The sequence below is a fragment of the Caproicibacter fermentans genome (assembly GCF_014303955.1).
GTDB lineage: Bacteria > Bacillota > Clostridia > Oscillospirales > Acutalibacteraceae > Caproicibacter > Caproicibacter fermentans.
Map to the genome: position 1 here is coordinate 1,695,709 of NZ_CP060286.1, position 14,900 is coordinate 1,710,608.

Annotated in this window: 16 protein-coding genes; 12 read left to right on the top strand and 4 right to left on the bottom strand. The window is 47.2% G+C overall.

What is annotated here, in order from left to right:
- The first annotated feature begins 12 nt into the window (after positions 1 to 12).
- Positions 13 to 3,426, top strand: coding sequence for a C39 family peptidase (locus HCR03_RS08355; RefSeq protein WP_187037599.1), 3,414 nt, complete (start codon positions 13 to 15; stop codon positions 3,424 to 3,426).
- 28 nt (positions 3,427 to 3,454) lie between these two features.
- Here HCR03_RS08355 and HCR03_RS08360 read toward each other — a convergent pair whose 3' ends face one another.
- Positions 3,455 to 4,156, bottom strand: a complete 702-nt coding sequence (locus HCR03_RS08360) for a hypothetical protein (protein ID WP_187037601.1) — start codon at positions 4,154 to 4,156, stop codon at positions 3,455 to 3,457.
- A 345-nt stretch (positions 4,157 to 4,501) separates the two neighbouring features.
- Here HCR03_RS08360 and HCR03_RS08365 point away from each other — a divergent pair, with 345 nt between their 5' ends.
- The 3 genes from HCR03_RS08365 to HCR03_RS19770 all read left to right on the top strand — a co-directional run bounded on the left by HCR03_RS08365 (position 4,502) and on the right by HCR03_RS19770 (position 6,098).
- Positions 4,502 to 4,708, top strand: coding sequence for a hypothetical protein (locus tag HCR03_RS08365; RefSeq protein WP_187037604.1), 207 nt, complete (start codon positions 4,502 to 4,504; stop codon positions 4,706 to 4,708).
- 126 nt (positions 4,709 to 4,834) lie between these two features.
- The gene (locus HCR03_RS08370; RefSeq protein ID WP_228725157.1) at positions 4,835 to 5,815 is read left to right on the top strand and encodes a HipA domain-containing protein; all 981 of its coding nucleotides are present in this window, start codon (positions 4,835 to 4,837) and stop codon (positions 5,813 to 5,815) included.
- A 22-nt stretch (positions 5,816 to 5,837) separates the two neighbouring features.
- Positions 5,838 to 6,098, top strand: coding sequence for a hypothetical protein (locus tag HCR03_RS19770; RefSeq protein ID WP_228725158.1), 261 nt, complete (start codon positions 5,838 to 5,840; stop codon positions 6,096 to 6,098).
- Positions 6,099 to 6,164: 66 nt separating this feature from the next.
- Here the strand turns inward: HCR03_RS19770 and HCR03_RS08375 are convergent, their stop codons facing one another.
- Together HCR03_RS08375 and HCR03_RS08380 are read right to left on the bottom strand one after the other, a co-directional pair.
- A complete protein-coding gene (locus HCR03_RS08375) occupies positions 6,165 to 6,602 on the bottom strand; it encodes a hypothetical protein (protein ID WP_407926847.1) in 438 nt (145 codons plus the stop codon).
- Positions 6,602 to 8,125 (bottom strand): Y-family DNA polymerase, encoded by a 1,524-nt coding sequence (locus HCR03_RS08380; protein ID WP_187037605.1) that lies wholly within the window; start codon positions 8,123 to 8,125, stop codon positions 6,602 to 6,604. The genes HCR03_RS08375 and HCR03_RS08380 overlap by 1 nt, the downstream gene beginning before the upstream one ends.
- Before the next feature lie 287 nt (positions 8,126 to 8,412).
- On the opposite strand from HCR03_RS08380, the gene HCR03_RS08385 reads away from it, so the two are divergent.
- The 7 genes from HCR03_RS08385 to HCR03_RS08415 all read left to right on the top strand — a co-directional run bounded on the left by HCR03_RS08385 (position 8,413) and on the right by HCR03_RS08415 (position 13,531).
- The gene (locus HCR03_RS08385; protein WP_187037607.1) at positions 8,413 to 8,883 is read left to right on the top strand and encodes a ribbon-helix-helix domain-containing protein; all 471 of its coding nucleotides are present in this window, start codon (positions 8,413 to 8,415) and stop codon (positions 8,881 to 8,883) included.
- Positions 8,884 to 8,914: 31 nt separating this feature from the next.
- The gene (locus tag HCR03_RS08390; RefSeq protein WP_187037609.1) at positions 8,915 to 9,892 is read left to right on the top strand and encodes a hypothetical protein; all 978 of its coding nucleotides are present in this window, start codon (positions 8,915 to 8,917) and stop codon (positions 9,890 to 9,892) included.
- Positions 9,893 to 10,405 (top strand): hypothetical protein, encoded by a 513-nt coding sequence (locus HCR03_RS08395; RefSeq protein ID WP_187037611.1) that lies wholly within the window; start codon positions 9,893 to 9,895, stop codon positions 10,403 to 10,405. It begins immediately after the preceding gene.
- Positions 10,402 to 10,905 carry a hypothetical protein gene (locus HCR03_RS08400; RefSeq protein ID WP_187037613.1) on the top strand — a complete coding sequence of 168 codons (504 nt, stop codon included), beginning with the start codon at positions 10,402 to 10,404 and terminating at the stop codon, positions 10,903 to 10,905. The genes HCR03_RS08395 and HCR03_RS08400 overlap by 4 nt, the downstream gene beginning before the upstream one ends.
- A gap of 98 nt (positions 10,906 to 11,003) precedes the next feature.
- A complete protein-coding gene (gene mobP3 / locus HCR03_RS08405) occupies positions 11,004 to 12,149 on the top strand; it encodes a MobP3 family relaxase (RefSeq protein WP_228725159.1) in 1,146 nt (381 codons plus the stop codon).
- A 15-nt stretch (positions 12,150 to 12,164) separates the two neighbouring features.
- Positions 12,165 to 12,851: a hypothetical protein gene (locus HCR03_RS08410; RefSeq protein ID WP_187037615.1), complete on the top strand. Its 687-nt coding sequence runs from the start codon at positions 12,165 to 12,167 to the stop codon at positions 12,849 to 12,851.
- Positions 12,848 to 13,531 carry a hypothetical protein gene (locus HCR03_RS08415; RefSeq protein ID WP_187037617.1) on the top strand — a complete coding sequence of 228 codons (684 nt, stop codon included), beginning with the start codon at positions 12,848 to 12,850 and terminating at the stop codon, positions 13,529 to 13,531. The genes HCR03_RS08410 and HCR03_RS08415 overlap by 4 nt, the downstream gene beginning before the upstream one ends.
- 29 nt (positions 13,532 to 13,560) lie before the next feature.
- On the opposite strand, the gene HCR03_RS08420 is transcribed toward HCR03_RS08415, so the two are convergent.
- Positions 13,561 to 13,869, bottom strand: coding sequence for a helix-turn-helix domain-containing protein (locus HCR03_RS08420; RefSeq protein WP_187037619.1), 309 nt, complete (start codon positions 13,867 to 13,869; stop codon positions 13,561 to 13,563).
- Between the two features lie 145 nt (positions 13,870 to 14,014).
- Here HCR03_RS08420 and HCR03_RS08425 point away from each other — a divergent pair, with 145 nt between their 5' ends.
- Positions 14,015 to 14,815: a hypothetical protein gene (locus HCR03_RS08425; RefSeq protein WP_187037621.1), complete on the top strand. Its 801-nt coding sequence runs from the start codon at positions 14,015 to 14,017 to the stop codon at positions 14,813 to 14,815.
- Positions 14,816 to 14,900 lie beyond the last annotated feature (85 nt).

The following is a 14,900-nucleotide window of genomic DNA, read 5'->3' on the forward strand; positions in this document are numbered from 1 at the left end:
GGAGGTAACTAAATGGATCAAAAGCTCACAATCGCGTCAGAAGAAACATCTGATGTCCAGCTTTCCTACTTAAGCAACGGAACTTGGAAAACCTTTAATGACCAGGTACAAAGTTCTATGGATGGCATTAAAATCCAGACAAGCTCAAACAGTTCTTATTATTTACAATATCGGACATGGAACCAGGGGAGAACGGATTATTATCCCTATGTAAAAAGTAATGTAAACGATTATGCCGGATCATCCGGAAAGCCTATCCAACAGTTGCAGATACAGGCCTATAATAACGATGGCACAAAACTGACAACAGGTATCGTTGTGATGTATCGAGCCTGTGTGGATGGAGAATGGCTCCCTTGGGTAAGCAACGCTGACCCTGATTGGATGAGAAATGTACAAAACGAATATAATTTAGACGGTACCCTGGACACCAATGCTTCTTATGCAGGTGAATCAGGGAAAAACATCAGCGGTATTGAAATTCGTGTTTATGAAGAAGAAGGGGCAATCGGGGATTTTTCCGGAGGGGAGGCAACCGCATCCTTAAGTTATATGGTTGACAGCACCTCAGATTGGAATTCTTTTGAGCGAAGCACAGTGGCAGATCACATCGATGGAATCAAAATACAAACAAGCACAAACAAATCATACTATCTCTTATACAAAACATGGAATTCCGGGCAAACCTCTTATTATCCCGCAATCAAGAGCACCGACAATGATTACGCGGGTTCAGCCGGGAAAGCAATTCAAAGGCTAAACATTCAGGCATATAAAAATGACGGTACAAAATTGACTTCCGAAGTCATCGTTATGTATCGCGCCTATGTAAATGGAGAATGGCTGCCTTGGGTAAGCAATGCAGACCCCGAATGGATGCGAAGCGTACAAAGCAAATATAGTTTGGGGAGTACTCTGGATACAAGCGGTTCATTTGCGGGGATGTCAGATAAAGACCTCAGTGGTGTTGAAATTCGTATTTTTGAAGATGATTCCATGAATGCTGGGACAGATGATTTTTCAGGCGATGAGCTTAACCTGTCATTGAGTTACATGGCTGACAGTGATGATAATTGGAACGATTTCAGTAAAAGCATCACCGCATCACATATTGATGGAATCCGAATCCAAACGGATTCAAGCCTGCCTTTCTACCTGCTTTATAAAACATTGAATGCTGGCCGCGGTACATATTACCCTGAAGTTTTAAGTGCCGGAAATGATTATGCTGGTACAGCCGGAGAACCAATTCAACAGTTGAGTATTCACGCATATAACACAGATGGGACAAAACTAACTTCCGGCGTTGTTGTAATGTACAGGGCTTTGGTTGAGGGAAGTTGGCTTCCTTGGGTAAGCAATGCTGACCCAGAATGGATGCAAAGTGTTCAAATCCAGTATAACTTGGGGGGGACATTGGACTTAGATGCTTCCTTTGCAGGTGTATCGGGTAAAAATATTAGCGGTATCGAGATTCGGACCTTTGTAGGCGATACAGACTCCACGCCGATTGAGAACTTGCCGGGAACCGAAGCAGCACCGTCCCTAAGCTATATGTTCAATAGTACCTCGAACTGGCATTCCTTTGATAAAAGTGTGATGGCAGAACATATTGATGGAATCAAAATACAGACCGACCCCAATAAAGAATATTATATAAAGTATCAAACATGGAATTCCGGCCAGTCTTCCTATTATCCTGAAGTTAATAGTACAGGAAACGATTATGCAGGTTCAGCAGGGAAGCCTATTCAGAGGTTAGGGCTTCACGTCTATAGAAATGACGGTGTAAAACTTACAACTGGCGTAGTTGTAATGTTTAGAGCCTATGTGGACGGAAGCTGGCTGTCTTGGGTAAGTAATGCCGATCCCGAATGGATGCGGAGCGTACAAAGCAAATACAATTTGGGCGGAATACTGGACACGGGCAGTTATTATGCTGGTATTGCGGGCAAAAATATCAGTGGCATTGAGATCCGAGTCTTTGAAGAAAATAGTATAAATATAGCACCTACGGCGCCAACAGGAAATTACAAAATTATTCAGGCGCCGTTTATCTCACAATTAGGCAAATATCCTACTGGATGCGAAAGCGTTACTACTGTCATGGCACTTAATTATGCAGGAATCGATATCTCAGTGGATGAATTTATTGATACCTATCTGGACATGTCCGGCATACCGTTTGACCCTAATGTCACATTTGGCGGAAACCCTAGGTCGTCGAACTCATATGGATGTTATGCCCCTGTTATTAAAAAAGCATCGGATAGTGCTTTGTCTGGTAAGAATTATACGGCTAATGTATTGAGTGACATATCCTTGGAAGTGCTGTGTTCTCAGTATATAGACAAAGACATTCCGGTGATTATGTGGGCTACGATGTATATGAATCCGCCATATATCAGCTCCACGTGGACTTTCAACGGAAAAACAATTCAATGGGTAGCTCCGGAGCACTGTCTGTTGCTTGTGGGATATGATGATAACAATTATATTTTCAACGATCCCTTGCAAACACAGGCCCTGAAGTATTACAGTAAATCGTCCGTGGAAGTTGCTTATGAAGGGCTGTTCAGCCAAGCCATCGTGATTGTAGAAAAGGAACCCGCGGATCCGCTTTCTCCGCCGGCATATCAATACGGAGCAGTTGAAAACCCTGTTACAAAAGAGATTTATCCAATTAAAGTATACGAAAACGGAAAGCAATACTATGAACTTCCTTTTGAGGAAGAAATAAATGAGGCCGAAATGAAACCCACCTATTTACAAAAATTAAATTTTAACGTCGGAAAGTTTATTTCTGGATTAGAGTTCGATGATACTATAAGCAAAACAGAGAGTCATCCTCCAATCGGTAATCTAATGGCTATTATTATGGGTGGTATTACATCATTCGCGGACAGTTGGGAGTCTTTATATATAGATATTGATTATTATAAAGACCCCACTACGGGGCAGAAGAAAGCGGTAGTCCGGTGCGGCGAATCAAAATACAGCGAATTATTTGATAATTGGACTTTTTATGGAATTCGTGTATCCCTGAAATCCTTGCACAGTATCTGGTCAGGTACCGATGCGTGGGATGCAGCCATTTGGGAAAAGGCCGTCGATGATATGGCAAAGGAGCAATATGGGAGATACAAAGGCGTGACACCGGACGATGGTTATCAGTACGATTTGGAATATACAATCGATAAGCAAAGAAAGGGAGATAAGTACGTTTCATACATTTTCCTTGGTGATGGTGGGAAAATGTATGAGTATGCCAAAATGTATGATTCGGAGAAAATTGAAATAGTTGTAACGCAAGGGCTCTCGCATGAAGAAGTCGATCGAATAAATATTCTACCGCTGCTTAGTCCTGTAAGCCAGTGTCCGGAAGATAAAGCTGCCCTGTTTGATATTATGATTCCGAGACCGTAAAGATTCGCATACAAAAGGAGGGCTGTTCTCAGCCCTCCTTTTGTATTACATTATCTTTTACGGTGAAATGTTCTGTCACTTTTAAAGAATCGGCAACCCAGAGCGCAATTTTTCCAGAAGATAAACCAATAGAATCATCAAAAGCCCCAGTAATCAAATAAGGAATGTCTTCTCGATAACATTGTATTATGTTGGTCTTTTTACCGTTGTAAGTATAGGAATATTGAACCTCTGTTATTTTGCCATAAGTGCCGTTATAGTGTTGATACTTAAAATCAACTTTTGGTGTATTCACCTCATTCGATGATTCAGAGTTTAACATACTTGCTGCATTGGAAAATGACTGCTTCATATGCTCTTCGTAGGCGCTGGTCTTTCCAGCAAATAAGTCCTTATACATTTGCTTGTCTTCTTCAGATATCGCCAATGCTGGGTAATAGTAATTTGCAATACCTATGGTAAAAGGCAAAGAATCTTCTGTTGTTTCAAACTTTTTCTCAACTGCATCCTTAGGACACGCAATAACGGCTAAATTATCTTCCGGGCCGGAGGTCCACCCCTCCGGTACACGAAATTCGAAAGTTGCAAGATCTTCTTTACTGTTTTGTGTAACGGTTTTCATTGAGACTGGCGGATTCCCCACTGAACTTTTTGAGGATTGACATCCAGTCATAAGAAATAAAAGGGTGATTCCTACAAACGCAATGGATAATGACATTTTTTTATTCATTTTCTACCACTTTCTGTTATTGGCTTCGTCCACACTAAGAAAATTAAAAGGACCAACGGTTTAACATTATTGAGTTGCTTATTCGTTTTTTCCACTCGCTGCTAATGGCTATGTAGTCTTTTTTTTCTATTATATACATAAATTGTCGATCAATCAATTCTAAATTTTCCCTCTTTATCAATGCCTTTATAAGACAGCTCTGCGAGATTTCTCTTATAAACATAACTCATGTTAATATGTTGTCCTTTAACATATGAATTCTTAGAGCCAGATATGATTAATGCTTGCTTTTGTAGGTGAAAATAGGTATAGTATGAATATTAAATTATGGAAGGAATGACGTGTATGCCACGCGGGGTTCGTAAATCAATTGAAGATCAGATTTCGGAAATTGATCTGAAAATTCAGGAGCTTCAGGAAAAGAAAAAACAGCTTCTGGAAGAGAAGGAACAGGAAGATATTCGTCAGCTTTTGGAGGCGGCGAAAGAGTCAGGGCTTACTCCCGCCGATCTGGTAAAAAAGCTTACGGAGAAAAAGGAATCAGAGGAATAACCTCATTCTTAGGAGCATTGGTTCGTTCCAATGCCCCTGTAATTATAAGAGCCTGTGCAGAATGGCATTGAATTCGTGGCGTAAATTCGGTATAATAATATAATTAAAGAGAAGGAGTTGGTGAAGATGGCTGACAAACTGCATCATCAATATGTCCTGATGCACAAAAACGTGTCTGTTGCCGACCTGGAGCTTGATACTGCTTCCGGCTCCATCTCCGCCGTAGGTTCCGTTCATGATGATGCGCATGTACCCGTCGGTATCTCTGTTAAAAAGGGAAAAATCGACCGGGCGACCCTGAACGAGTGGTGGCAAGGCCGAGCGATTCCGGCAAGCCGTGACGGAATCCGCCATGCACTGATGGAATTAAATGTTGCCACAACACAACAACTCCTGGACAAGTGTCTGGGACTTAGCTTATCAGATCAATATTGGATTTGCCCCCACAACTCAGGAATTGAGTGGCGGAACGTGAACTTTTTTGACAACACCTTTTCCGATGATATTGGAAATATACTGCTCGGTAAGGGCTCGTCCAGTAATAAAATCAGCTTGATGTCTCCCGACAATACCTCGGACGGCTGGCTGAAAAAGAAATGGGCTATCCTTGATGGGAAACGATGCCTGATCAAAGGCGGCAGCGGCGCCACCCAGCAGGAGCCATACAATGAGGTCCTGGCGAGCCGCATTATGGACCGCCTTTCAATACCCCATGCTGCCTATACTCTGATGCTGCAGGAGGACTATCCGTACAGTGTATGCGAGGACTTTATTACCCCGCAGACCGAGTTGATTCCGGCATGGTACATCATGCATACACGGCAAAAGCCGAACCATGTTTCCGTATATCAACACTATATTGACTGCTGTAAGACGCTTGGAATCCCCGGCGTAAGGAATTCCCTCGACCGGATGATGGTTTTGGATTACATCATTGCCAACGAGGACCGGCACCAAACCAATTTCGGGGCAGTGAGAAACGCGGAAACGCTGGAATGGGTTGGAACCGCCCCGATCTTCGACAGCGGATCTTCCCTTTGGTTTTCTAAGCCACAGGCGTTTATTTCCCCCCTGTACAAAAGTGCCGTGCAAGCCCTTCAAAGCTGACCATAATGAGCAAATCAAGCTGGTGACGTCCTTTGATTGGCTTGATTTTTCGGCACTAAAGGACATTGACGAAGAATTTCATGAAATTCTGAACGGTTCCCTGTTCATTGACGAGACGCGCCGGGACGCTTTATGTTCCGCACTCCGCAGACGGGTGGAAATGCTGGCGGAGATCGTCAATTCCCGCGTCACGCTGTTCCCTGTGGACGATTTGAGCAAAGACGTGTCGGAAAATACGGCATACAGCGGAACAGACGAAGAGGACGAAGATTGGGAACGGTAACTAAATATTATAAGGACGGGAGGCACTGTAAACGGTGCCTCCCTTTTTTGTTCCAATTATCGCTATTCATTCATCCAACGAATGAAACGCCATAGATTCAAATATCTGTCCCTCTATGCTGATTATTTCGTCAAGAGGAATCACCGTGGCATCGGTCATAACGACAACCCGTTCATATTCGTCTATCTTTTTAACCGTACCGGCAGCAGTGATATAGGCGCCGCCCTTCTTCTTCGCATCCGGCTGAAAATAGGTGATTGCGATTTTGGGGTGCTCTTTCATTCGGTCTGCTATGATTTGCAGCCTATCGCTCAAAGCTCCCTGCGCATATTCGTCCAGTTCTATTCTCTCGTCCGTCAGCCTTGCGGTTTCTTTGACCGCACCCTCATAACCGGTCAGCGCCGCGAAGGGGGCAAACTGCGCCGCCCGGTCAATAGCGGCCATATGAGGGCGCGTTGCAGAGACATGGTGAGGCAGATTGATGATGTTGTCATATTTTCCCATTATGCTTTATGTCCTCCAATCTGCCTGTTCCGTTCTACTGTGGTAGCGCCTTCCTCCAGATTCATACCCTTGAGTATGGCGTTCTTGCCGTGTTTCTTTTTTATCTTGATCATTGCCTGCTGCATCCTTTTTTCTCGTGCAAGCTCGGCTTCTTCCTCTTCTTTTTTGGCCTGCGTAGCCGCGAAATCTGTAAAAAAATCAAGCTGTTCAAAGTTGTCCGTCTTTTGAACAGTTGCTTCATCGACAACATGATTTGCCGTGATGTTGAGTCTTCTGATCAGGAGGTTTTTGTCAACGATGCGTTCAAACAGCTCCGTGACGGCATCCAGGATTACCTTTGTTGAGGAAGTATGCCTTCCAAGATTTGCCGAGCCATGCGCGGATTTCGGAACGGCGCGCCCGTAGTGGTCCGTGGTGATTGCGCCGTGATAGGCGGCCCTTATCCGCGGGTTCGTCAGATTTTCAATATCATATCCGACCGTCAAGGTAAGCTGGTCGGTCACAAGTTTTTTATCTACCAAATCGAGTACCAGCAGATCGGTCATTTCCCGTGTGATCAACTTGGCTTTATCAAAGGTATAGGCAGATTGCAGTACCTGCCCCGATCCGATACTATTTGTACTCGGCCTATACGCTTTAATGTCAGCAATCGTACAGGGTTCCCACCCCCATGCGTGATCGATCAGCAGCTCAGCGTTGACGCCAAACAGCTTATACAGTAATTCCTCGTTGTAGGAATCGGTAGGTTTACCGAGAGAGCATCTTGCAATATCTCCCATCGTAAAGAGGCCGCATTCCTCCAGCTTCTTGGCATATCCTTTTCCTACGCGCCAAAAGTCTGTTAAAGGCCGGTGTGACCATAGCAAGCGACGGTAGCTCATTTCGTCCAGCTCGGCAATCCGCATACCGTTGTTATCAGCCGGTATGTGCTTCGCCTGAATATCCATAGCGATCTTGCTTAGGTACAGGTTTGTTCCAATTCCCGCCGTTGCTGTAATGCCGGTTGTTTTGAGTACATCCAGAATCATTTTTGTAGCAAGCTCACGGGCTGAAAGATTGTAGGTGTTCAGATAGGCGGTGGCATCAATAAACACCTCGTCAACGGAGTAAACATGAATATCTTCGGGTGCGATGTACTTCAAATAGATGTTGTAAATCCGCGTGCTGTACTCTATATAATAGGCCATCCTCGGCGTAGCGACAATGTAGTCCAGCGAGAGGCCCGGTGAGGATTTCAATTCGGTATCGTTGCAGGAAGCTCCAGAAAAGGCTCGTCCCGGTGCTTTGCGCAGTCGTGCCGCATTTACTTCCTTGACCTTCTGCACGACCTCAAACAGCCTCGCTCTGCCGGGGATGCCATATGCTTTGAGGGAGGGGGAAACGGCGAGACAGATGGTTTTTTCGGTGCGGCTTGCATCAGCGACAACAAGGTTGGTGGTCAGCGGGTCAAGCTGCCGCTCGACGCACTCAACAGACGCATAGAAGGATTTGAGGTCGATTGCGATATAGGTTCTGTCCTTCATGCTCTCCGCCCCTTCAAAAATCATCATTTCAGCAAAGATATTTTACCACATACGGACCTAAAAAAACCACAGAAATACTTCTGTTTTCGCTTTTCAGGGAGCGAAGCGACCAAGCCCCTGCCGCTCATCGGCAGGGGCAACTTAATGCCAAAATCTCAGATTTTGGAGTTAAGGCAGGAATAGGCGGGTTCCACCCGCCAGAAAAACAGCTTACAGGCAAAGCCTGTAACGGGGTTCCCAACCATATAGCGGGGTTCTTTACGGAACTCCATGGAAAGGAGGCTTTTATGCCTGAGAAAAGCCTGAAGCGCTCGATCAATTTTTCGCCGGAAACCTTAAAAACGCTGGATACCCTTGCAGCCAAGAACAACACAACCACTTCGGAGCTGGTGCGGCAGTTTGTGGAAAAAGGGCTTTCCGTAGAGGGCTACCGGCAGGACATAGATTTTATTGCCGGGATTATCCGGCAAGAGCTGATGGCGGTCTACCATATCGAGGACATCAAGGCTGTGGTGGAGCAGCAGGCAAACCGCATTGCCAAAATGCACATGAAGTCCGGCAAGATTGATGCCGCCGCATTTTTCCTCTTGATTAAGGTCCTGATGAACGTGGCCAATGAGGGAACGGAGGACCAGTTTGACCAGATGTTGAACGAAGCGATCACGCTGGGCGTGGACTACATGCAGAAAAAGGATTTTCAAATCAACAGCTTCCTGCAAGACACAGACAATCTGCGCCGTCTTGCGGGTAAGTTGTAGAGTCGGGTCATAAACGATACGGAGGTGTCCAATGGAGAATCAGGCCCTTTTTAACGGAGTGCTCTTTTGGAGCGGTTCCGTGAATCTTCATGACGGTGAAATCGAGGAAGTACACAGCTATCAGCAAGCACAGGCCGCGGATTTTCACCACTCCTTATATTTTTCGCAGGCACAGACCGAAAAAATGACAGACGGCAATTGCGCTTTTTTCTGGATCAGCGAGGACGGCACCATTGAGGGTGAATGGCGGGAAACACTTGGCGACGGCCTTATGCGACGGATCTCGGAACAAATTACCTTCCGGGAAAAAACAAATCAGAACAGGAGGAACGATATGGCAGCAAACATTTATATTCTGTCGGCCTGCGACGCATGGGCAGGCACAGACAGTATGCGCGTTTTAGGTGTCACCACCGATGAAACCATGCTTTACGCCATGCTTGCCGCGAAGATCAAAGCCGGAGACATGGAGTATGATGGCAGCGGCGAGGACGCATGGCGGAAATTTCAAAGGGATTTCAAAAATGAGGAAGTCAATTTCAATAAGCTCAAATACGGCTTTGTGCAAACCTACGAGGACATGCAGATCACAGAGCCGATTTCCCTCGCAGAGTTTCCCGAAGCCGGTGAAGCCTACGAGGAAATCACGGGAGCCAAGGCTAAGACCGAGATGGAAAAGCTGAGACTTGACCAACGCAGTCTGACCTATTCCGTGGTGGAGGTCCGAACCGACTTCGGCTATACCTGTTTTCATATGCCGGGAATCTGCGACCGCGACAGTCTGGAGGAAAACGATCACTATCGGGAATTTATGGAGGGCGCCGACGATACCGAAGTTAATGTCAGCGAGTATTCCTATTCCCTTGGAACCGGGGAAAGCGAATACCCCGACGAGGACGAACTCGCCATCATTGAGCAGTACACCGACGAGTTGGACGAGGAATACGGCATTGACCCCATTCAAAGCGACTTTTTCAGCTTTGAGCATGAGGCGGAACAGGAGTATTGAATGATGACACAAGCAAACAGATATACCAAACTGGCCGCATTAACAGGGAGAGCGGATAACCTCGATTCTTCCTATCATGCGGCTTTTTATTTGCTCTCCTATGATCCGGAAGTGTGCAAAATTGCGGCACGGTATATAGATCATGACGGCATCCGTTTCACCGGCCTGAAACGGGCTGCCCGTGGTTTTGACGAGCGCACCTGTCAGGTCATTGACGTTGCGCACAACCTGTTTTCCTGGACCAGCAAGTGCAGCGTCACTCCCTTTGACATTTCCCGGCTGGGCTACCCCTATATGGAGCAGGTCTGCAATGCTTTTTACATCGCCGTGGGCGAGGTTGAGGTCGTGATTCAGAAAGATCGGGATGGGCAGGCAAAAATGAAACTGGATACAAGCCAATATCAGCAAAGCAAGCGTGTTTACCAGCAGTTTGAGCAGTTCCAGAGCGCCATGATTGAGGATATGAAACAGGAGTCGGCCGATGAAACAATGGACAGCGAGGTGATGGAGTGATGATTACAGGAGTGATCCGCTATCAGAACGGTACGCTGGTGGTGGAGTTTCCGTGCAGCCTTTATGACCTGTCCGGACATCTGGGAAGCATCGGCATCCGCACCCCGGCGGCAGAGCTTCCGGCCCGAGGCACGGAGCGGATCGAAGTCAGGCTGGCATCCAGTAAGCCAATTGGCGAGCTGGTTTTGTCGAAGCTTCGGGACAGCGACACTCTCTCCGGTGTCAACCTCGCCTGTCAGGAGATCGACCGAGCCTGCCCGTATGGGTATGATGAATTTCTGGATATGCTGGAACCGAAAGCGGAACCGCAGACAGACAGGTATCGTTTCTACCAGCAGTATGAAACGCTGCCGCCAAGCAAGGCGACCGGTATGAAGTATATTCTGGAGGAAACAAGGCGCTACCGGACCACCATGGAAAACTACACGCTTGCGTGTCAGGCCGCCGAGGACGAGGAATACGAACAGCCGGAGAATGGAAATGAGGATTGGGAGCGGTAACGGATGGCTGGGGGTGACGGCCTATTTCTATCTTAGTCTATAAGCAGCGCTTCAAAAATCCCAATTACAAAAGCACGGCCAGCAGGAACTACGCGCATGTGAGGTATATAGCCACACGTCCACGGGTCGCCAAAAACGAAGGCATGAATCATGGACTGTTTGGGAAACTTACCCCCGGCCTGGTTACCGAATTTCAGGACTGGCGCGACGTGGCGAGGCTGGTGTATACGAATTCCAAGAAGCACATCACCATGTACCGCGGCGTGATTTCCTTCGACGAGCAGACCGCCGCTGAACTGAATCTGACGGATCAGAAGGCATGGCAGCGATACATTGAAAATCACATTATGACCATTGCCGAAAAGAACAACATCCGGCGTGAGAATTTACAATGGGCGTGTGCGTTGCATCAGGAAAAAAATCATCCCCATATCCATGTGGTGTTTTGGGATACCTCGTCGCGGGTCAGAAATCCCTTTATCCCTCCGGCTATTCCCAATGCCATCCGCAAGCAGTTGATCAAGGACACCTTTGCTGATAAAATCCGTGCTTTCGGAGAACAGAAGAACAAATCGGCCGCCGAACTTCGGAGCATCAGCAACGATCTGGTGGACGAATTTGAACAGCATCTGCGCAGATTGGATAAGAGTCGGTACAAGCGGTTTCGGGAGGATTACGACGAGGACAGAGAGCTTACAGGAAGCTTTGATTTTGACGATGAGGTGCTAAGCGAAACCGCCGACCGGGTATTTCGGATCAAAGCGGCGCTCCCAGCCACCGGCCGCATTGCCTACCAGCTCCTGCCGCCCAACGTCAAGGAACTGGTAGACGAGCTGGTTGCCTATCTGCTGAAAAGCACCCCCGCCCTACAAAAGCAAAAAGAGGACTATATCGAAAGCAAAATGAAAATGGCGCTGCTCTACGGCGGGAGTGACGAGTATCTTTCAGAGCTTCGGGACCGGTTTGCCGGGGAAGCCGATAAAATCATCGCCAATCGCGTTTTGGGCATGGTGAAAACTCTCGGTCGTCTGGATTCAGAACTTCATTCTGAGGAATACCACGCTGCGCGACGCTCCTATTATGCAGAGCAAATGCTGATGGAGGCGCTGGATATGCTCTCCTTGTTGAGCCGCGAGAACAACCGCCGTTTTGAGAATCTGACGGACGCCATCGGCGGCGATCTATCGAAGGAAGCCAAAAAGGAACTGTTTTTGAAACTACAGGATAAGGGCTATGAACATTGATGAGGAGGAAATCTCATGAAAACGAAACAGGAATTTTTCGAGGACTTTTTTGCACGCCTGAAACAGAACGGCTTCCGGGTTGAAAGCATCATGGAAAATGATATTGCCGCCGAGGTTTACGATGAAAACTCCCTGTTCTGTGTCATTACACAGGATGGGGAGCTTGTTTTTGAAACCTATGGGAGCGACAAGGCACGGACGCTGGAGCAGGCGGCCGAGGAAACCCGTGTGGTCCAGGGCTGCTGTACCCAGCCGCCGTTTGCCGACATGGAACGGACGGAAACGACTGTGCTGACAAACGGCTCCTATAGCAAGGTGTTTGAGAGCGCCGGAACGGTGCTGCTCTGCCGCCGCACCGGATTGTTCGGGTATGAGTTTGTCACCTGCCAGAAAACCATGCCCAAGCATAACAGCAGGAGGTATTACCGGGAACAGGTATTCTACGATCCGGTTCTGGCACAGGACAGCTTTATGGAGCGAAGTGGCTTGAAAATCCCGTCTCCGCTTGCCCTTTCCCATGAGGAACTCCGCGTGCTGGTGTCCTGCTGCGCCAGATGCGTCATGCTGGACAACGAACTCGACAGCGGCGAGGAAAGCCGCATCCGTGAACTGATGGCAAAGATAGAGGACAGCCTGCCGCCCCGGCCCGACCTAACCCCGCACCATTATTTTGAGAATGAAACGGAAAGGAGTCCGTCATGAAAAGTAAAACCGAATTTTACCAGAGCTATTTTGAAGCGCTGCAAAAAAAGGGCTTTACGGTACAGCCGTCTACCTCTCCCGATTATGTAGCGGACATCTACCACAAGGATAAGCTGATTGCCTTTTTTACCAAGAACGATCTGATCATGAAGAACCCGTTTGTGGAGGTACAAGATAAACTCATGGACAGAGTCCAGACTCTTGCCAAAACCACGGCGGTCGCCTGCGGGATCTGTTCGGATAAGCCGTTCGATGAGGAAACCGCAACCAAACTGCGCAATAACCTTTATAAAATCAACGAGCATAACGGGGTGGTGCTGGCCTGCAAGCAACATCCCCTGTTGGGGTATGTGCTGTCCACCTATCGCTGCGACGAAAACAAAAACCCCATCCAGCGGCAGTATTTTTACAACAAGGAAGCCGCCTTTGAAAGCTTTGCAACGCGAAGTGGCTTGATCGATGAAAAGCGATTATTCTCTGAAACCGACCTAAAAATGATCCACGCCGGTCTTGTAAAAATGCGCACGGTTGACAACGATATGACGCAGGACGACCTCAATTCGGTAGAACGCCTAGTGGACAAAATTGAGGATTTGCTTCCTGAATTACAGAAAAGAGAAAAGGCGCTGGACTTTTCCTGGATTTTAGGCAACATGGAGCGCGGCATCGAACGGGAATAAAAAGCTGCCGTGAAAACACGGCAGACTTCTTATTCAGCCAGCAACTTTGCCATGTGCAGGACTGCCGCCGCTTTTTCTCCATTCAAAACACGGAAGGTTTCCACAAGCTCCCGTTCCTTGGTGGTCGGATACAGTACATCCGGGCTTTCGTTGAAAAATTCCGAAACTGTTGTGCCGAGGCAGCCAAGCAACTTCTCCAATACCAATACGGACGGCTGGCTCTGCCCTTTTTCAATTTTATGGATGTAGTTTTCCGATATATCGGTTGCCTTTGACAGTTTATAGACACTAAAATTCTTGCGTGTCCGAAGTGTCTGAAACTTAACCGGTAAATCCATCTTAATCCCCCTTTCCGATACTTATTATTATGTCTGATAGTACAACAAAATATAAGATAACTATAATTGTTGATAATACGTATATATTGTTGTATTATTTCCTTTGTAGTCTCTATAATAATCAAAAAAGATAGGAGTGATCTATGTGAACCAGCCAACAGGCGAATCTATTTGGGGCAACATCAACACTGCATTTGAAATTGCCCTGAACATCTATGCGATTGTGGCAAAAGATGAAAACGGTCTGGAGCATGAGGGCATCATGGTTCCAAAATCCAAAGCGAAGGAAGTGCTGTCCCCAAAGGCCATGTCCATGGCGGAACAAGACGGTGACTGGCTCTGCTATGGCGAGGACACCAAAGACATCCCAATGTATGAAATGCTTCAACGTCGTGTTGCAGCCTGTAAACGTATGGAAACGAAAGCTATAGATATGATGGCGGAACTCCGGCGCGACGGGAAACTGAGTCTTACGGATTATTTCGGAGAATGTGCGCCGCCAAAGCAGACGGAAAACGGCGCGGATCAACTTCATCAGGTGCGAAACGGTATTTACCTGGTCCATTCGGGCGGAGAGGACTATTTTGCCGTCCATGAATCGGTTGCCGACAATTTCATGTCCGATGTTGCCGAGGCGTTTGGAAGGAGGGATGGTGAATATCTGTATTATGATCTGACGACCGCCGCAGTCCCCCTCTTTGAGTTGCGCCAAATCTATGGGGAAGTAAACGATCTGGTCGTATCGGAGGACAGCCTGCTTTCAACGCTGAACTCGAATTTCAAGCTTTACGTTTCCTACTATAATGAGCTGGTGCAGGAAGAAGCGAAAATCCCGCCTGTGGAGGCTCCCATCGGGCTGTTCCTGCAAAAGCAGCTCGACCGAGCGGCGCAGGAGCCGGAAAGCCGTTCTCGAGAGGAACCCGTAGCCGAGCGGAGCGTCCCCTGATTCCGGGGAAGAAGCCGAGGATTTTGGCTTTGAACCATAAGAAGCAAGGGCGCTTCGTTACTTTATGGAGAAATGAAAACAAGAT